Raw genomic sequence first — 16,434 nt, forward strand, 5'->3', positions numbered from 1 at the left:
TTTTCAATCCGGAAAGCAATGAAAAAGATAACACTCCTAATGCTGCTCACCTGCATAGGGCCGCTTTGTAAGGCACAGACCTTTGCGGAATGGTTTGAGCAAAAGAAGACACAGAAAAAATATCTCCTCGAACAGATCGCCGCTTTGGAAGCTTACATGACAGAGCTTAAAAAAGGCTACGATGCAGCAAAGAAAGGGCTTACCGCCATCGGGGACATAAAAAATGGTGACCTCGGCCAGCATACTGCTTACTTTAATTCGCTGAGTGTTGTAAGCCCCGAAGTAGCAAAATATCCCAGGGTTGCAGATATTATCAGCATCCAACACAGCATCCAGTCAGCCGTTTCACAACTTAAAAACAATGCCGGAAAATCCGGTGCCTTTGCCCCCTCGGAGCTTGCCTATATAGGCAGCGTCTTTGACAGGCTTAGCGCCGATTGCCTCAGCACCTTACAAGAGCTACAGGATGTTACCACGCCCGGAAAACTACAGATGAAGGACGATGAGCGTATAAGGCGCATTGATAAGCTGTATGGGGAGACGCAGTCCCAGTATGATTTTGCCCGCGATTATGGCAACAGCATTGAAGTCATGGCCGCCCAAAAGAAAAAAGACCAAAGCAATACAAATACGATCATCACCTGGTACGGTATCAAAAACTAAAACCGATATGAAAACAGCAATCCTTTCCATACTGCTACTACTGGCAGGCCTACTACAAAGCAAGCCCGCCCATGCGCAGGCCGCAGAAATTGAGCAGTTACTTTTAAACGTAGAAAAGCTGACGCAATATAAACAGATCCTTTCTGACCTAAAGACTGGCTATGATGTACTCGATAAAGGCTATGGTACGATAAAGGATATTTCCGAAGGCAACTTTAACCTGCATAATACTTTTCTTACAGGGCTGCTTGCAGTAAGCCCAACGGTTCAGAAATACCATAAGATAGCGGATATTATCAGTAACCAACTGCTCCTTATTTCTGAATATAAATCCGCCCTGAGCAGTTTTAAGGCTAACGGTGGTTTCAGCGCCCCGGAGATCACTTACCTCCAAAATGTGTACGGCAACCTGATCAGCCAGAGCCTTACAAACCTCGATGAACTTACCAATGTGATAACAGCAAACAAGCTCAGGATGAGTGATGATGAGCGCATAAAAGCCATAGACCATATAGATGCGGATATGGCAGACAAACTACAGTTCCTGCGCTCTTTCAATAGCTCTACTGCGCTGCTGGCAGCCCAAAGGCAGAAGGCTTTACAGGAAAACCAGGGCGTAAAAACAATGTATGGCATCAACTAAAAAAACAGATAAGCAAATGAAAAAAATAAGAACGATTTTATGTCTATCACTGCTGGCCATCGTCCTGCCTCTTGCAGGCCATGCGCAGGATGGCAGCGGCCTTGCCTCCCAGATCGGCAGCCTGCAGAGCGTACTGGAAAACCTCTACAACCAGATGCTGCCTATGTGTAGCCAGCTAACCGGCGTAGGCCGCGGCATAGCGGGCTTTGGCGCTATTTTTTATATCGCTTCACGCGTATGGAAGCATATTGCAGCGGCCGAACCCATCGACTTTTACCCGCTGTTCCGGCCTTTTGTACTTGGCTTCTGTATCGTGATATTCCCTTCGGTGATCGCGCTGATGAACGGCATTTTGCAGCCTACTGTTACCGGTACCTCTGCAATGGTACAGAATTCCGATAAAGCTGTTGCCGCACTGCTGAAGCAAAAGGACGATGCGGTAAAAAACAGCCCGGCCTATGATATGTACGTGGGTGCCAACGGTGATGGCGATAAGGATAAATGGTTTAAGTACACCCATCCGGGCCAGGATGCTTCAGATCAGGGCGTATTTGCAAGTATCGGCACCGATGTACAGTTTGCCATGGCAAAGATGTCCTACAATTTTGCAAACTCGGTAAAACGCTGGATGAGTGAGATTTTACAGGTACTCTTTGTGGCAGCAGCCCTATGTATCAATACGCTGCGCACCTTTCAGCTGATCGTCCTTGCCATCGTCGGCCCGCTGGTCTTTGGCTTTGCCGTCTTCGACGGCTTGCAGCATACGCTCACAGCCTGGCTTGCAAGGTATATCAACATCTTCCTGTGGCTGCCGGTAGCCAATATATTCGGTGCCATTATCGGCAACATACAGCAACAGATGCTCCAGATCGACCTTAGCCAGATCCACAGTGGTGGCGATACGGCCTTTAACGCGGCGGATACGGGCTACCTGGTATTTATGATAATTGGCATCATCGGCTATTTTACGGTACCCTCCGTTGCCAACAATATCATCCATGCCGCAGGCATGGGACCGATGCTGAGTAAAGTGACCAATATGTCGATGACAGTTGGCGGCGGGGCCGTGGGGGTAGGCGCCGGCCTTGCAAACGAAGGCATCAACAGGACAGGCAGCGCACTCAGCGCAATCGGTAATATTCCGGGAAATATCAATGCCGGTTACAACGGCAGTGATGGCAGCGGGGCATCCGGAGCTATCGGTAGGTCAATCGGGCGTTCGGCAGCTTACATGAAAGATAAGTTATCCGGTAAATCAGATTCATAAAAAGGAGGCAGCTATGTTCAGCAAGACAAAAAACATTGATACTGCCTTTAGGCAGATGCGCAGCTTTTTTATTATAGCGCTTATTGCAGTAATACTGTTTAGCGGCGCGATCAGCTTTGCATTCTTCCATCTGGCAAGCAAGGCCCAACAGGTGATCTATGTGCTCGATGACGGCAAGGCGCTGGTAGCAAAGGCAGCAGACCGTGGCGAAAAGATACCGGTAGAGGCCCGCGACCATATCAAGACCTTCCACCAGTATTTCTTTACGCTGACCCCGGATGATAAACACATACAGGTTGGTATCACGCAAGCCCTGTATCTGGCGGACGGCTCTGCCAAGCGGGTATATGATGACCTAAAGGAAGGGAACTATTACAGCAATATCATTTCCGGCAATGTGAGCCAGACGGTACACAAAGACAGCATAACATTAAATACCGACCACCAGCCATTCTACTTCAAGTATTTCGGTACGGTAGAGATCACCCGCGCAACGACCATCGTTACCCGCAGCCTCATTACCGAAGGTTACCTGAGAAGGGTTGACCAAAGTGATAATAATCCGCATGGTTTTTTGATCGAAAACTGGCGGGTGCTTGAAAACAAGGATTTAAACGTAAAAAACAGATAAGATGAAATGGAGAAAAACAAAGGCCACCCCACCAAATGCGGCAGCCGACAAAGCAGCCGGATGGATTGCAAGGCGCATCATCAAGGTACGGGAAAAATGGGTATCGGCCATGAACCGGCTGATGTCAAAGCTAAGCCCCAAAGGGCAAAAGGTATTTTGGATAGTAGGCATCGCAGTAATGGTTTGCTATTGCAGTTCGCTTATTGCCATGAGTTTTGGCAAGGGCAATACTACCACGCTGCGGTTGGGTTCGATCCAAAGGCCACTGAGCCAGGTAACAGCAAAAAAAAACATTCCGGCAACGGTTTCACAAAAAGCCCTGATACCCATTATCCGGTTTCAAAACTATCTTGATAGCCTCGCCAAAACCCCGGACGGCAAAAGGCAAAGGGATAGTTTATTAAAGGCCCGCCCCGGATTGATGGATAGCCTTGAAACGGTCGAAAGGCTTTACTGCAAATAGTTATAACCAGATAAAAAAAAGAAGATGAACGAAAAAAAGATACTGCCAAATAAAGCGCAGCAACGAAAAAAGCTATTGGTGGCGCTGCCCATTTTAGCGCTGCCCTTCCTTACGCTTGGCTTTTACGCATTGGGTGGCGGCCAGGCTACTGCTGTAACCATGACGGATAAGGACAAAGGGTTTAACGCACAGCTTCCCGATCCCCGCCTTGAAAAAAAGGATATGGATAAGATGGCCTATTACGACCAGGCCACCATGGATTCAGCAAAGCGTAAGGAACAGGGCCAGGCCGACCCATATTATCATGGTGGTGCAGGTAATGTAATACCCAATGCTGATTCAGGGATAGGGCAAAATCCAGCTGCCGGCTCCAATCCCACAGTCGGTACTACGTTTACAACGACCGGCTTTAGTAACCCCAATTCGCCAGAGGCAAAGGTCTATGAAAAGCTCGGTGCGTTAAACAAGGCGCTCAATCAGCAGCAGCAACAGCAATCTTCTCCTTATATGACGCAACCCAATTATACACCGCAGCAAAGCGGGCTAAATACAGCAGATGTTGACCGGCTCGAAAAGATGATGCGTACCATGCAATCCGGCAGCGATACGGACGACCCGCAGACAAAGCAGCTTAACGGGATGCTTGAAAAGATCCTGGACATACAGCACCCGGAGCTTGTAAAGGAAAAGATCAAGGCATCCGAAGACCAGCGACAGGGACGGGTTTACGCCGTTAAGCCTGCCGAAGGCAGGCAGCGGATTTCTGTATTGGATAACAGTAAGGCAAAGTTATCAGGGCAAACAGATAACAGCCCCGGTTTCTATGGTGTGGATGACAGCCTTGCAGGCCCTAATGACCAGAATACGATTGAGGCAGTGGTACACGAAGACCAGACGCTTGTAAACGGCTCTATCATTAAGTTAAGGCTAACTGATGCGATCAGTGTTAGCGGTACAGTGGTACCGAAAGATAATTTTATCTATGGTACGGTTTCCCTCGATGGCGAAAGGCTGACTGTTAAGATCAGTAGCCTGCGGTATAAAAAGTCGTTATTCCCGGTTCAGCTTTCCGTATTTGATATAGACGGGCAGGACGGTATTTATATCCCCGGAGCCATAGCCCGCGATGTTGCCAAGGAATCTGCCGACCGTTCCATTCAGTCATTTGGCCTGACCAGCTTTGACCAGAGCCTGGGCGCACAGGCCGCCGGTGCAGGTATTGAAGCCGCCAAATCATTTTTAAGCAGGAAGGTAAAACTTATCAAGGTCATGGTAAAGGCAGGCTATAAGGTCTTACTCCGCGATGATAAGCAAAGAGAAGAATAACCGCTAAAGGCAGCCTTTCATTTAAAACAGGTTAAAAATTAATTCATCATTTAAATTTCCCGGACGTGAAAAAGATCAGTGCAGTATGGATAATGGGATTTATCCTTTTTATGGGTGCGACAGGCTTCGCACAGGACAAAACAAAAACATCGGAGGTCATACAACCGCAACTCCTTGCCGTAACCTTTGCAAAAACCACCAACCTTATATTCCCCTATGCGGTTAAGAGCGTGGACAAGGGCAGCAAGGATTTACTCGTACAGGTTGCCAAAGGCGTAGAAAACATCATACAGGTAAAGGCCGCCGTACAGGGTTTTGCAGAAACCAACCTGACCGTTATTACGGCAGACGGCAAGCTATATTCTTATGTCGTCGATTATACCGATAAGCCTAAAGCATTAAACATTAAAGTAGATGCCAGTCCCGGTATCAACAACACAGATGCCCGCTTTTCGCTTACCAGCGATAACGAAGCCAGTATACAGGATTACGGCCAGCAGGTGGCGCTAAAAAAGCCCATCTTAAAAAATATCAAAGACAGCAAGGCGGATATTGAAATGTCCCTGGATGGCATCTACATCCATGACCAGATGCTTTATTTCCAGATCAGCCTTAGCAATAACTCCAACCTTGCCTACAACATAGACCAGTTACGTTTTTACATCCATGATAAAAAACGTTCCAAACGTACCGCTTCGCAGGAAACTGAATTGCAGCCGGAGCAGCTAACAGGCAATGTCCGCATCATCCGCGGCCAGTCCAAACAGACCATCGTTGTAACGCTGCAAAAATTTACCATCCCTGACCAAAAGTTTTTAACGGCACAACTGATGGAAAGCAACGGGGGCCGCAACCTTGACCTAAAGATTAAAAACAAGCTACTGGTAAAGGCAAAACTGCTGTAAGCGAATTGTAAGCAATCCATTCATTAATATTTAAAAAAGTGGGGCCGGAACAGTGAGGCATGGAAGTTTATTTAGCGGCATTGGTGGCTTTGACCTCGCCGCAACATGGGTAGGTTGGGACAATATCTTTAATTGTGAAAAAGATCCCTTCTGCCGTAAGGTGCTGAATTATTACTGGCCCCATGCGGTAAGCTATGAAGACATATACCGGTTCGACGCAACTCAGTATCGAGGACGCGTTGACATTATCAGTGGGGGATTCCCCTGCCAGCCATTCAGTACTGCCGGGAAGCGAAAGGGCAAAACAGATGACCGATACCTCTGGCCTGAAGCTCGAAGGGTTATTATGGAAGCAAGGCCCCGCTGGGTCGTTCTTGAAAACGTTGCTGGGCTCTTCACCATTTTGGAGCAGCAGAGTTTATCTCAAATGGAAATCAAAGCGGTTGAGCTTTTTTGTAAGGACGGTGAGCAGCAGGCAAACAGCACCATCATCCGGTTACAGCGAAGAATCATTGGAAGCATTATTTCAGAAATCGGATCAGCAGGATATGTACTTCCGCAACTCGAAGACGGCACACCAATCGTTTTGTGTATTCCAGCTTGCGCCCTCAATGCCCCACACCGCAGGGACAGGGTCTGGTTTGTTGCCTACGCCGGCAACGGTACAGATCGGCAGGATTTCCATAGATACCCAAACGATGGAGCTGACGGAAAGGACGGGCAGGGATGGTTCAACCAAGCAGCGTTCGATCATCGACGCGCTGATCGTTATAGCAGCGGAACATGGGCTGATCCCGACGGTAACAGCCATGGACAGCACAACAGCAACAGCGCGTATGAAGTCTTCGCAGGTGAAGGATGGCAGTATGCACAGCTTGACCCTCGGCAGGTTGGTAGCTATGCTGCCAACCCCGGTAGCGCGGGACTGGAAGGGGCCGCAGGCGAAGCAGTACAGGGGCAAGGAAGGCAGCCTGCCTGGGACACTAAAATTCCTGGCTGGGATGCATGGCCCACTCAGTCCCCGGTTTCTGGCGGAAATGATGGGCTTCCCTTTCAACTGGACGGAATTACCGTTCCAAAATGGCGCACAGAAAGCATAAAAGGCTATGGTAATGCCATAGTACCACAGATTGCATTTGAAATATTTAAGACAATCAACAAAATAAATTAAAAACTAAAAATTAAAAATTAAAATTATGGAAGCCAAGTATGTAGATAACCTGGTAAACAAGGTAAAATTTGCCGGATTCGGTGATGCATTTGAAAATGAGATCAGGGAGCGTATAGCAAAGAATGAACCATCGTTCGACCTTCATTACCAGCCGAACTTTAAGCATAATACCGAAGCTGTCGCCCATATCACATGGGACGAAAAAAGGAATGAATATTATTTCAACAGTTATGATGTGATGCTGAAAAAAGATGGTATTGAACCGATCAAGCAAACAGTTTATACGGAAAATCCATTAAAAGATGCCGAAGGTAAATGGGCAAACAGTACGATCACCCTAAAGGAAGCCTATAACATGATGGACCTGGATGCAAAGGGTTATGGCCGGGCCGTACTAAAGGATTTTGTAGATAAAGAATCTAAGATAAGGTCTGAATCATGGATACGCTTTGACTTTACAAGGAAGACGCCCGGTGGCAATTATCCGGTAGTAAAAAGGGACAACTTTCCGTTGGATACCCAGTTGCAAAATTCAAAAATAGCGAACATGGATGACCCCATTATCCGAAAAAACCTGATAGACAAACTGGCTAAGGGCAATGAAGTAAATATCCGTGAAGGCGACGTTGTAAAGGGCATTGTTGTAAACCCCCAATTTCAAAACTTCAAAACTGTTCCCGCATTTAACCTGAATGTGGGTAGCCAAAAACAGGGTGAGGAAAATAGCGCCAGGCAAAGTACGGCTGATGGTACGTCCCAAAGCCAAAAGAGCGGGACGGAAAATAAGGCATCGCAGGCCACTTCAAACGAACCCACTGAACAGAAACAAGGGCAGGCAAATAATAACACTCAGGCAAATGTTAATACTAACAGCAATGCACAGGCCGGTAAGCAGGCTCAAACAAATAATCAGGTAAGCAGTGGCCGTCATAACATGCGGCAGGCCACAAACCGCAGGGCAGGCAGGCGTAGCGGCATAGGCCATTAATCACCATTTAAATTTTTAGCTATGGAACAGAGCGAAGGCGCACTGGCTAAGGATATGCAGGCCTGGGACGAAAGGGAAAGGCAGCTTGTAAGTAAAGGGTTCCTGACCGATGATAAAATCAAAAGCGGCACCTGGCAAAAAGAAAAGCTGGACTATTATAACCACCTGCGTGCCAAACATACAGGCAGCGATAACCTGGATGCACGCATGTCGATGCGTGTGCTCCAGATGGAAAAACGCGCAATGGAACGCAAGCTGTATCCCAATTTAATTGTAAGGCTTGTTGTAAGGCTACTGGACGCAGTAACCTTACAACGCCTTGTCCGCGATCATAAAACCGTTTCCGGTCAGCGCATGGACACTATTGCAAAAGAAATGCGCAGCGCAGGGTTTGGGAAATTGGTACTGAAAATGGAAGAGCAATTAAAACAGGGCAACAGGGATTTTACCCTGCCTGTTTCCTTTGGCCTGAGTGAGCGCGACCGTATGGATTACCTGTTGCATTTTAAAACCGGCGCTGACGGTAATTGCCAGTTTGAAAGTTATAAGGCAACCTTATCCAGGCAAGGCAATGCAGAACAAAAATGGCAGGTATTTGAAAAGGATGCCGGCAAGGTATATTCCGCAAACCAGGCTTACCAGCTATTATCCGGAAGGGCGATACAGGATGCAAAAGGGAGCTGGCAGCAGCTTGATTTTAATGACCGCGATGCAAACGGTAATTACCGGCATAAACATTTTACCGAAAGCCATAATATCAACCTTAGTAAAGAATTACAAAAGCTTCCCCTTGCTGAAAGTGAATCCGGTAAAGGGATTGGTTTACTCCTAAACAGGCTTGCAAATGGGGAAAGGGTAAATGTACTGTTGAACGTTAACGGTAAAGACCTGCCTTATAGCATTGAGGCCAACCCGCAAAAGAAAGAGCTATCGGTATTTGAGCCATCCGGTGGTAAGGTTATGTTACAGCAAGCTAAGGCCAACGAAACTAAAACTGCCAATGTGGTGAACCTTGTCCCTAAGCAGCAAACTAACCAAGTGAACAGAAATTCCAATGTCCGGAAGCTGGAACATCGCAAAGACAGGCAACAAACGAGAAAAGGCCGCAAGGCAGTAAGGCAATAAATCGCAATGGGCTATTCAATGTTACTCGATCTATTTTTTCAAAAAGCATCTACCGATGCCAGGATCAGTATTGCCCATATCGGGTTATATGTTGCCCTGCTCCAAAACTGGAAGGAAGATGAGCTAACAGCCCCAAAGCTTATTTCCGCGCTTACGATAATGCCAAAGGCTAAAATATCGAGTACAGCTACTTATCACCGCCTGATTCGGGAATTGGACGAATACGGCTTTATTGATTATGAGCCATCCTATTATAAGGGCTTTGGCAGCAGGGTCAAATTGAAATTTATGAATAATTGTGGACAGTGAAAAAGAAATGATGCAGCATGAACCCAAAACAATTAGTAACCCTTGAAGACCTGACAAATTTCAAGGCTGAATTATTTACAGAAATCGGCAGGCTTATAAAAACAGGTAAAGGGCAGCCAGAGAAAAAGTGGCTCAAAACAAGGGAAGTACGGAAGCTCCTTGGCGTTTCCCCCGGTAAATTGCAGACCATGCGCAAAAGCGGTGTATTGACTTATATGCGTATTGGCGGCTCCCTTTATTATGATCAGGAGGACATCGATAAAATGTTTGAGAAAAATAAAATCGGCCCAAAGGATAAGCAATGAAAGGAAAGCAGATAAAGGGCTACGGTAATCAAATCCCTCCTGACAAGAACATTGTAGTAATATGGTTTATCGAAAAGGGCAGTAACGAAATTACTGCCCTTGCTTTTTACAGGTCCTACCAGGTGAAGCAGTGGCGGAATAAAAGGGGCAATGTTATCAAAGACTGGAAAATGCGGGCATGGCAGTGGCTTTGGGAAAAGGTATAGTCGCAAGGGAAAACTGTAGCAATTGTTAATTTGGGAACATTGGTACTGTTCTTTGCCTCAAAAACGCTAAAATTGCAGCAAATCTGTACCTAATGGATGCCCAAATTTCACGCCCGGTAAAAGAATACAAAGAAGCATTTATGCAGTTTACAGATGCCGAAGAAAGCGAATTTCAATTTAAATCAGATCGCCTCGTACTTGCTTATTATGAGGACACAACCTATCGGATCTGCCATTATAATGACCTGCTTTGGGAATTTAAAACCTATTTTCAAAGCGACTATACCCTGATTTATACGGAAACGCCCTTTGATCTATGGGTTTCATTATTTGATGAACATGATGAAATCACAAACGAAAACCTGATTATAGATATCTATAATGCCTGGAAACTATATTGGGATCAGCAAGAGCATAAGTACATAAACAAGAAAACAATGCAATTTTCAAAGGAGCAGTCATGGAGGGATTTTTCTTTGTTAATTGAAAGCATTAAAGATGGCCCCGGAAATATCATCGAGAATGCAATTGATTTGTCTGACATCACCCTGATACCTATTCTGGCGCTGGCTATGCGGATGCAGTTTGAAAATGAAGATGAATTTTACCATGCCTGTATTGATATGCTCATAGAAGAATTTCCGGAAGACTTTGGTGTTGATGGAAATTTTGATGAAGTTATAGTAGATACAGGTAAAACGGCAGAACGGTTTTTTATTTACACGCCGGAATATGGTTTTGAGGATTGGTTATAATTAAGTCGCAGCAACCAAAAGATAAAAATAAGTGCCACCGACTGGTGGCACTTATTTTTTTAAGATACTTTTTTCAGGATACCTGATTTTGTAAAAAGGATGTTTTTTACTTTTTCGACACTTGCGCTTATCCGGTATTTTTTAACCCTGCAATACCTTAGCGTTGTGCGGATGCTTTTATGACCAAGCATTTTGCTTACATCCTCTAATGGCACTCCGTTATTGAGCATTATATCCGCAAAGGTGTGGCGGGCAAGATGTGTATTTAATTCGCGTTTTATACCGCATATAACGGTCAGTTCCTTTAAATAGGCATTGTACCTTGCATTGCAGTTTACGGGTATCAGGCGGTTATTTTTCTGGCAGTAGGGGTGCGTGGCATATTTTTCGATCAAGTCTTCTACTATCGGCAGGATGGGTACCATTTCGATAACGCCTGTTTTTCCTCTTTCCTTGCTAAGCCGCGTTCCTGCTTAATACCAACCTCTATGATGTTTTCGCGTGTAAGCCCATAGATATCCTGAAAGGCAAATCCTGTAAAACACTGAAAAATATATGCGTCCCGTACCTCGGCAAGTCTTTCAACTTCGATTTTCTTGCTCAGCATAGCATGGACTTCCGCCATTTCAAGGGGCATGACTTCCTGTTCGCCGCCTCCACATTTAAAGCCTTTGAGTGGGTTCCTGTCCAGTCTGAGTTCGGTTACACAGTGTTCAACTATCTGCTTTGTTTTCTTTACATGCTTCTTTGCTGTTACTTCGGCCAGGATACTTTCGGCTTCAAGTGTCAGGTACTTATAAAAATGGTTTGCAAAGGATGGCGGGATGTCAACAAGATTGGTATTCAGCGGAAGCAAATATGTACGCATTAAAACAAATGGCACCAGGCTGTTTTAATTTCTCTAAGCACGATTCTTCAACCGGCCCGGTAATTCCGTTAGACGTAACAAAAATGTTAGACCAGGATATGAGTTTAATGGAGTCGTTTCTATTGAGTATCAATTATTCGACCTATTTCGCTTAGGGTTATAAAACCTCCTACGTCAAACGCTTCCTGTTAGACTTCTTGCCTATGTTTCTGAATTTCGGCAAATCTATCGCAAGAATTACCGAACTACATTTCATGATTGGGAATTTCCTGATGCCGATTTGGGAGAAATCCTTAGTCACCAAATGAGTGTCGCTTTTAAGTGAAAAATGTCTTACATTTGTGACATGGAAGCAACAAAGAAAAAAATCATAGATGCTGCGATAGTAATTTTTAATAACGATCCTTCTGCCGGGCTAGAGGCCGTAGCTGATAAAGCAAATATAACAACACGCACATTATTTCGTTACTTCAAAGATCGCGCAGTCCTGCTGGAGCATTGTCGCCAAGAAATGACCCAAACTTGTAAAGCAGCCATGATGGCTGCCTTCGACGCTTCCGATATTCCCCTAAAACAATTGGAGCTTACGCTTTACGCCTGTATCGACTGCGGAAGTAAATATGCTTTTTATGATAAAATGAATCAGCAAAGCAGTACGGCGCCCCTAATAAGCGATTTTCGTCAGGAATACTTCAGCATACAAAAAAAATGGTTCGATCTTATTACCGCCCTTCAAAAAAAAGGTATGGTAACCGATTTCTTCACGGTTGAATGGATTTATCAACTCTTCAGCGGCATGATTACAGTTACGTTACAGGCAATCAATACAGGAACAGTTGCTCTCGGCAACGTCAAAAAATTTGCATGGTATGCTTTTAGCCAAAGTATAGGTATTAAAACATCCGAAATCAAATAAATGCAATGTCCGAGGAATTTAAAAGGAGGACGTTTTTAAAACAGCAGGATTATTGATAACCCATATCGCGCTTAGCCGCCCGGCTTCAGCGTTTCAAATAATTAAACAAATGGATTCGACAATGTATTACGATGCGATCATAGTTGGCGGAAGCAATGCCGGTTTATCGGCGGGACTGGCCCTGGGCCGCGCTTTACGTAAGGTTCTCATTATTGATAGCAATTTGCCCTGCAACAGGCAAACGCCTTATTCCCATAATTTTCTAACACGTGACGGAGATACCCCGGAAAAAATCTTAACGGTTGCCAGAACGCAATTAGAAACTTATACCACCGTCAGCTTTATAACTGATTTGGTCACCCGGGCGACAAAAGACGGCAACTATTTTCGAGTTGATACAAAATCCGGCAAATCATATGCGGCGAAAAAAATCATCTTCGCCACAGGTATCAAAGATATCATGCCGGCTATTAAAGGTTTCGATAAATGTTGGGGAATATCGGCTATCCATTGCCCATATTGCCATGGCTATGAATTTAAAGGTGAAAAAACTGGTATTCTTGCTAATGGTGACAGTGGTTTTGACACCGGAAAGCTTATCTCTAACTGGACGAAAGATCTTACGTTATATACTAATGGCTCATCAACGCTAACTGTCGAGCAGACCGGCGCATTATTGCAGCATGGCATTAAAATAGTTGAGAAAGAAGTATCAGAATTGATACACCATCATGGTCAGGTTCAAAAGGTCATCTTTAAGGATGGATCGGAAGAAAGGCTTTCTGCACTATATGCCAGACTTGGATTTACCCAACACTGTACCATTCCTGAGCAACTGGGTTGCGAGCTAACGGAACAGGGCTACCTAAGGGTAGATATATGGATGAAAACCACGACTCCCGGCATTTATGCCTGTGGTGACAATACTACATTTATGCGTTCTATTGCCAATGCCGCCTATAATGGTTCTGTTGCCGGGGCAGCATTGAACATGGAGCTTATCAATGAGTCTTTCGCATAAAATCGGACAAACAGAGCCAATACGTTGTTGAGGGCAAAATTGCAAACTATTTTGATTATACTAACACCCTTGGGCTGGCGGGTGCAATGAACTTCTTCCTCAACTGGCAACTTCTTTAGCCAGATAATAAAAGGTTGTTCAGCAAGGCGTATTACGGCATTTTCAATGTTCTCAGCGGACAGTATTTGAAAATGTATTTGGACTTCTGAGATAATTAAAATTGGGCTTTTCAGGTAAGCGGTCAATGTATGTTTTATAGACCTTTGCAATAGAATAGGTTTTGGGGCGCATCCCATCACCTGACCATAAAACTTTACAAAAATGAATTTAAGGCATAGCACCGTCCTTATCACCGGAGGAACAAATGGAATCGGCTGGGAGTTCGGTAAGCAGTTTTTGCAGGAGGGCGCAACGGTTATTGTTACCGGAAGAAATACAGAAAAATTGGAACAGACAAGAAAACAATTACCTGGCATTCACGCCTTCCATTGTGATCTGAATATTCCGCAAGATATTGAGAAAGTTTCCCGGCAGATAATTGCCCAGTTTCCTGATTTGAATATCATTGTCAATAATGCTGGTATCATGACCAGTGTCGGATTGACGGACGAAAGCATAAATATAGACAATGTTGCGGATGAGATAGAAACCAATTTTTCAGGAACGGTAAGGATGGTGCATGCATTTTTACCTCACCTACTTCAAAAAACATCCGCAGCCATCGTAAACGTTACTTCTGGTCTGGCATTTATCCCATTCACCATTTCTCCGATTTATTGCGGAACAAAAGCTGGTATCCACGTTTATTCGCAAGGATTACGCCTTAAACTTAAAGATACCGGTGTTAAGGTATTCGAGGTCGCCCCGCCTAAAACTAATAAGCCTTTGCAAACCGCTATCCCGGAAAGTAGCAGTCCCAGTGACATGAAAGTGGACAAGATGGTAAAGATTGCTATCCATGGTATTTTAAAGGACAAATTAGAGATCAGGCCCGGGCTGTCGAATGTGATGAAGTGGATGAGCCGCATCGCTCCCGATTTCTTTACCAAGCTGATCAATAAAAATATTGAAAAAGCGAGGGCAAAAGCACTGACTAAGGTTTCCTGACAAAATTTACGGGCAAACTATGAATTCGACAAAGTATTATTTAAAGCTCTTAATCCCGATATTAATCATGTCCATATTTTCGTGTAATATCATTCCAAGAAGATTGTACCTGAGCAACAAAACCGGAAAAGCCATAACGCTGATAGTTGACAGTAACGCCGATGTAAACAATGGCTCGATGGAGGCTGCGTTTCAAAAGGCGCTCAATGGTAAACGCATTGATAAAAGCCCTGTAACCATTAGCTTTGGAAAGGGAAAGTGGACAATTGCTGATGAACAGGCATTAAAAAAGATGCTTCAGAACATTACTTTAATGGAAGATGATGGTCGTACAGGCTTTAAGTTGCCTAAGGAGCAAATCATTGGGCACGGTATATTAATACCCGAACTCGTCATTGAAATTCATCACCCTGGAGCCGCAAATAAAAAATGAGTTAAAAATGAACGATACAGAATACATGCACCATGTAGGCAAAGAAATTTCGCCGGAGCAGTTTATTGCTGAGCACACCTTGCTGTACGTTATCAAAGGTGTGATGCATGTGTACGATGGGAACAAAAAGTTAACCTTAAATGCCGGCGACTGCTGCCTGGGGCGAAAAAACCGGCTTGCCCGGTACAATAAAGAGAAAATGAATGGCGAGATCGAAAAAGTATTCGTTTTTTTCGACGAGGGTTTTCTGCGCAAATTTCAGGAACGTTACAACCCAATGGTGGCAAAATTAACCTCAGATGAATCATTAATTGAAATCAAGAAAAATAAATTACTTCCCGGATTTATTCAATCGCTGTTACCTTATTACCATCGACTGATCATCAAAGAGCCTTTTAATCATGTAAAGCGGGAAGAGTTATTGTTAATCCTGTTGCAGGATCAGCCTGAGCTGACTGGTTTGCTTTTCGATTATGGTATTCCCGAAAAAATTAACATCGAGGAGTTCATGAACCGTAATTTTAAATTTAACGTGAGTATAGCGCGTTTCGCTTATCTGACCGGGAGAAGTTTATCGGCGTTCAAGCGGGACTTCAATAGGGTTTTCGGAGATACGCCTAACCGATGGCTGGTGAAGAAGCGATTAAAGGAAGCTCACTTCCTGATCGAAAAGAAAAAGAAAAAACCCAGTGAAATCTATCTTGATCTCGGATTTGAAACGTTGCAGCATTTTTCGATAGCCTTCAAAAAAAAGTTTAATTATACCCCAAGCGAATTAGCTTCCAGATGAAATATTTGCAAAATAACAGACTGTTTTACAAAAGCATCTATAATGATGTAGGATAATGAAGGTTGCATATTTTTTGTAACCTTCTCTACGTTCTGAACATATCTTCATGAACTAAAAAAAATCCATGAACCACAAATTGCGGCAGAGGCTGATTTGCATTCCAGATCTTATGACTGTCTTCCTTCGCTTTTGCTATATACCTTTTACAATGGTATTCGGCGGTGTCACGATCTTTATAAAACTTAGTTTGGTTCGTTTAATAGAAGATTTGATTATCACAACATATCACATATACCTTTCTAAACATGTTCGCCATTAGGCTAAGTTATACTAAAAATATTAGTATTTTAAATACTAAATACTCCATAAATTAAGCTGTCATTGAAATTAGCCCTTGAGATTAATAACAGCACTTTCTAAAACATATAAATATTTAACATAATTCATTTCATATTACTGTTAATCCGGTTAAGTGAAGTTTATCATAGGTTCATCTTGCGTTAAATAGTATTCATATACATAAAAAGAGTAAATTCGCTTTA

Annotated in this window: 21 protein-coding genes and 1 pseudogene; 20 read left to right on the forward strand and 2 right to left on the reverse strand. The window is 44.2% G+C overall.

Annotation, left to right across the window (positions count from 1 at the left end; all coding sequences use genetic code 11):
* The first annotated feature begins 18 nt into the window (after window positions 1-18).
* The 15 genes and pseudogenes from MTO98_RS09700 (at window position 19) to MTO98_RS09765 (ending at window position 10,757) form a co-directional block, all read left to right on the forward strand.
* Window positions 19-663 carry a hypothetical protein gene (locus MTO98_RS09700; protein ID WP_243486456.1) on the forward strand — a complete coding sequence of 215 codons (645 nt, stop codon included), beginning with the start codon at window positions 19-21 and terminating at the stop codon, window positions 661-663.
* Between the two features lie 7 nt (window positions 664-670).
* Entirely contained in the window at window positions 671-1,306 is a 636-nt protein-coding gene (locus MTO98_RS09705) for a TerB family tellurite resistance protein (protein WP_243486457.1), read from the forward strand.
* A gap of 16 nt (window positions 1,307-1,322) precedes the next feature.
* Window positions 1,323-2,573 (forward strand): conjugative transposon protein TraJ, encoded by a 1,251-nt coding sequence (gene traJ, locus MTO98_RS09710; RefSeq protein ID WP_243486458.1) that lies wholly within the window; start codon window positions 1,323-1,325, stop codon window positions 2,571-2,573.
* A gap of 13 nt (window positions 2,574-2,586) precedes the next feature.
* Complete coding sequence (gene traK, locus MTO98_RS09715; RefSeq protein WP_243486459.1) at window positions 2,587-3,204, forward strand: conjugative transposon protein TraK; 618 nt, start codon at window positions 2,587-2,589, stop codon at window positions 3,202-3,204.
* Window position 3,205: 1 nt separating this feature from the next.
* On the forward strand, window positions 3,206-3,667 hold the full coding sequence (locus MTO98_RS09720; RefSeq protein WP_243486460.1) for a hypothetical protein: 462 nt from the start codon (window positions 3,206-3,208) through the stop codon (window positions 3,665-3,667).
* A 24-nt stretch (window positions 3,668-3,691) separates the two neighbouring features.
* Entirely contained in the window at window positions 3,692-4,993 is a 1,302-nt protein-coding gene (gene traM, locus MTO98_RS09725) for a conjugative transposon protein TraM (RefSeq protein ID WP_243486461.1), read from the forward strand.
* Between the two features lie 65 nt (window positions 4,994-5,058).
* Window positions 5,059-5,898 (forward strand): conjugative transposon protein TraN, encoded by an 840-nt coding sequence (traN, locus tag MTO98_RS09730; protein ID WP_243486462.1) that lies wholly within the window; start codon window positions 5,059-5,061, stop codon window positions 5,896-5,898.
* A gap of 52 nt (window positions 5,899-5,950) precedes the next feature.
* Window positions 5,951-6,259: pseudogene (locus MTO98_RS34445) on the forward strand (DNA cytosine methyltransferase); the annotation flags it as partial.
* Window positions 6,260-6,281: 22 nt separating this feature from the next.
* Window positions 6,282-6,998, forward strand: coding sequence for a hypothetical protein (locus tag MTO98_RS09735; protein WP_243486463.1), 717 nt, complete (start codon window positions 6,282-6,284; stop codon window positions 6,996-6,998).
* A 96-nt stretch (window positions 6,999-7,094) separates the two neighbouring features.
* Window positions 7,095-8,057, forward strand: a complete 963-nt coding sequence (locus MTO98_RS09740) for a hypothetical protein (protein WP_243486464.1) — start codon at window positions 7,095-7,097, stop codon at window positions 8,055-8,057.
* A gap of 21 nt (window positions 8,058-8,078) precedes the next feature.
* A complete protein-coding gene (locus MTO98_RS09745; RefSeq protein WP_243486465.1) occupies window positions 8,079-9,182 on the forward strand; it encodes a hypothetical protein in 1,104 nt (367 codons plus the stop codon).
* An 18-nt stretch (window positions 9,183-9,200) separates the two neighbouring features.
* Window positions 9,201-9,491 (forward strand): hypothetical protein, encoded by a 291-nt coding sequence (locus MTO98_RS09750; protein WP_243486466.1) that lies wholly within the window; start codon window positions 9,201-9,203, stop codon window positions 9,489-9,491.
* A 17-nt stretch (window positions 9,492-9,508) separates the two neighbouring features.
* Window positions 9,509-9,796 carry a helix-turn-helix domain-containing protein gene (locus tag MTO98_RS09755; RefSeq protein ID WP_243486467.1) on the forward strand — a complete coding sequence of 96 codons (288 nt, stop codon included), beginning with the start codon at window positions 9,509-9,511 and terminating at the stop codon, window positions 9,794-9,796.
* On the forward strand, window positions 9,793-10,002 hold the full coding sequence (locus MTO98_RS09760; protein ID WP_243486468.1) for a hypothetical protein: 210 nt from the start codon (window positions 9,793-9,795) through the stop codon (window positions 10,000-10,002). Before MTO98_RS09755 ends, MTO98_RS09760 begins: the two co-directional genes overlap by 4 nt.
* Before the next feature lie 92 nt (window positions 10,003-10,094).
* Window positions 10,095-10,757, forward strand: a complete 663-nt coding sequence (locus MTO98_RS09765; RefSeq protein WP_243486469.1) for a hypothetical protein — start codon at window positions 10,095-10,097, stop codon at window positions 10,755-10,757.
* 59 nt (window positions 10,758-10,816) lie between these two features.
* On the opposite strand, the gene MTO98_RS09770 is transcribed toward MTO98_RS09765, so the two are convergent.
* Together MTO98_RS09770 and MTO98_RS09775 are read right to left on the reverse strand one after the other, a co-directional pair.
* Complete coding sequence (locus tag MTO98_RS09770; RefSeq protein ID WP_243486470.1) at window positions 10,817-11,182, reverse strand: tyrosine-type recombinase/integrase; 366 nt, start codon at window positions 11,180-11,182, stop codon at window positions 10,817-10,819.
* Window positions 11,161-11,625 (reverse strand): hypothetical protein, encoded by a 465-nt coding sequence (locus MTO98_RS09775; protein WP_243486471.1) that lies wholly within the window; start codon window positions 11,623-11,625, stop codon window positions 11,161-11,163. Before MTO98_RS09775 ends, MTO98_RS09770 begins: the two co-directional genes overlap by 22 nt.
* A 346-nt stretch (window positions 11,626-11,971) precedes the next feature.
* On the opposite strand from MTO98_RS09775, the gene MTO98_RS09780 reads away from it, so the two are divergent.
* The 5 genes from MTO98_RS09780 to MTO98_RS09800 all read left to right on the forward strand — a co-directional run bounded on the left by MTO98_RS09780 (window position 11,972) and on the right by MTO98_RS09800 (window position 15,892).
* Window positions 11,972-12,541 (forward strand): TetR/AcrR family transcriptional regulator, encoded by a 570-nt coding sequence (locus tag MTO98_RS09780; RefSeq protein ID WP_243486472.1) that lies wholly within the window; start codon window positions 11,972-11,974, stop codon window positions 12,539-12,541.
* Between the two features lie 109 nt (window positions 12,542-12,650).
* Window positions 12,651-13,562: an NAD(P)/FAD-dependent oxidoreductase gene (locus tag MTO98_RS09785; RefSeq protein ID WP_243486473.1), complete on the forward strand. Its 912-nt coding sequence runs from the start codon at window positions 12,651-12,653 to the stop codon at window positions 13,560-13,562.
* Window positions 13,563-13,883: 321 nt separating this feature from the next.
* Complete coding sequence (locus MTO98_RS09790) at window positions 13,884-14,669, forward strand: SDR family oxidoreductase (RefSeq protein ID WP_243486474.1); 786 nt, start codon at window positions 13,884-13,886, stop codon at window positions 14,667-14,669.
* A gap of 67 nt (window positions 14,670-14,736) precedes the next feature.
* Entirely contained in the window at window positions 14,737-15,102 is a 366-nt protein-coding gene (locus MTO98_RS09795; protein WP_243486475.1) for a hypothetical protein, read from the forward strand.
* 7 nt (window positions 15,103-15,109) lie between these two features.
* Window positions 15,110-15,892: an AraC family transcriptional regulator gene (locus tag MTO98_RS09800; RefSeq protein ID WP_243486476.1), complete on the forward strand. Its 783-nt coding sequence runs from the start codon at window positions 15,110-15,112 to the stop codon at window positions 15,890-15,892.
* The last annotated feature ends 542 nt before the right edge of the window (window positions 15,893-16,434 follow it).

This window comes from Mucilaginibacter sp. SMC90, assembly GCF_022811725.1.
GTDB lineage: Bacteria > Bacteroidota > Bacteroidia > Sphingobacteriales > Sphingobacteriaceae > Mucilaginibacter.

Excerpts from the sequence above, each read along its gene's own strand:
- MTO98_RS09700 (WP_243486456.1), top strand. The coding sequence starts at position 19 with ATGAAAAAGATAACACTCCTAATGCTGCTCACCTGCATAGGGCCGCTT.
- MTO98_RS09705 (WP_243486457.1), top strand. The coding sequence starts at position 671 with ATGAAAACAGCAATCCTTTCCATACTGCTACTACTGGCAGGCCTACTA.
- traJ (WP_243486458.1), top strand. The coding sequence starts at position 1,323 with ATGAAAAAAATAAGAACGATTTTATGTCTATCACTGCTGGCCATCGTC.
- traK (WP_243486459.1), top strand. The coding sequence starts at position 2,587 with ATGTTCAGCAAGACAAAAAACATTGATACTGCCTTTAGGCAGATGCGC.
- MTO98_RS09720 (WP_243486460.1), top strand. The coding sequence starts at position 3,206 with ATGAAATGGAGAAAAACAAAGGCCACCCCACCAAATGCGGCAGCCGAC.
- traM (WP_243486461.1), top strand. The coding sequence starts at position 3,692 with ATGAACGAAAAAAAGATACTGCCAAATAAAGCGCAGCAACGAAAAAAG.
- MTO98_RS09740 (WP_243486464.1), top strand. The coding sequence starts at position 7,095 with ATGGAAGCCAAGTATGTAGATAACCTGGTAAACAAGGTAAAATTTGCC.
- MTO98_RS09745 (WP_243486465.1), top strand. The coding sequence starts at position 8,079 with ATGGAACAGAGCGAAGGCGCACTGGCTAAGGATATGCAGGCCTGGGAC.
- MTO98_RS09750 (WP_243486466.1), top strand. The coding sequence starts at position 9,201 with ATGTTACTCGATCTATTTTTTCAAAAAGCATCTACCGATGCCAGGATC.
- MTO98_RS09755 (WP_243486467.1), top strand. The coding sequence starts at position 9,509 with ATGAACCCAAAACAATTAGTAACCCTTGAAGACCTGACAAATTTCAAG.
- MTO98_RS09760 (WP_243486468.1), top strand. The coding sequence starts at position 9,793 with ATGAAAGGAAAGCAGATAAAGGGCTACGGTAATCAAATCCCTCCTGAC.
- MTO98_RS09765 (WP_243486469.1), top strand. The coding sequence starts at position 10,095 with ATGGATGCCCAAATTTCACGCCCGGTAAAAGAATACAAAGAAGCATTT.
- MTO98_RS09770 (WP_243486470.1), bottom strand. The coding sequence starts at position 11,182 with ATGGTACCCATCCTGCCGATAGTAGAAGACTTGATCGAAAAATATGCC.
- MTO98_RS09775 (WP_243486471.1), bottom strand. The coding sequence starts at position 11,625 with ATGCGTACATATTTGCTTCCGCTGAATACCAATCTTGTTGACATCCCG.
- MTO98_RS09780 (WP_243486472.1), top strand. The coding sequence starts at position 11,972 with ATGGAAGCAACAAAGAAAAAAATCATAGATGCTGCGATAGTAATTTTT.
- MTO98_RS09785 (WP_243486473.1), top strand. The coding sequence starts at position 12,651 with ATGGATTCGACAATGTATTACGATGCGATCATAGTTGGCGGAAGCAAT.
- MTO98_RS09790 (WP_243486474.1), top strand. The coding sequence starts at position 13,884 with ATGAATTTAAGGCATAGCACCGTCCTTATCACCGGAGGAACAAATGGA.
- MTO98_RS09795 (WP_243486475.1), top strand. The coding sequence starts at position 14,737 with ATGTCCATATTTTCGTGTAATATCATTCCAAGAAGATTGTACCTGAGC.
- MTO98_RS09800 (WP_243486476.1), top strand. The coding sequence starts at position 15,110 with ATGAACGATACAGAATACATGCACCATGTAGGCAAAGAAATTTCGCCG.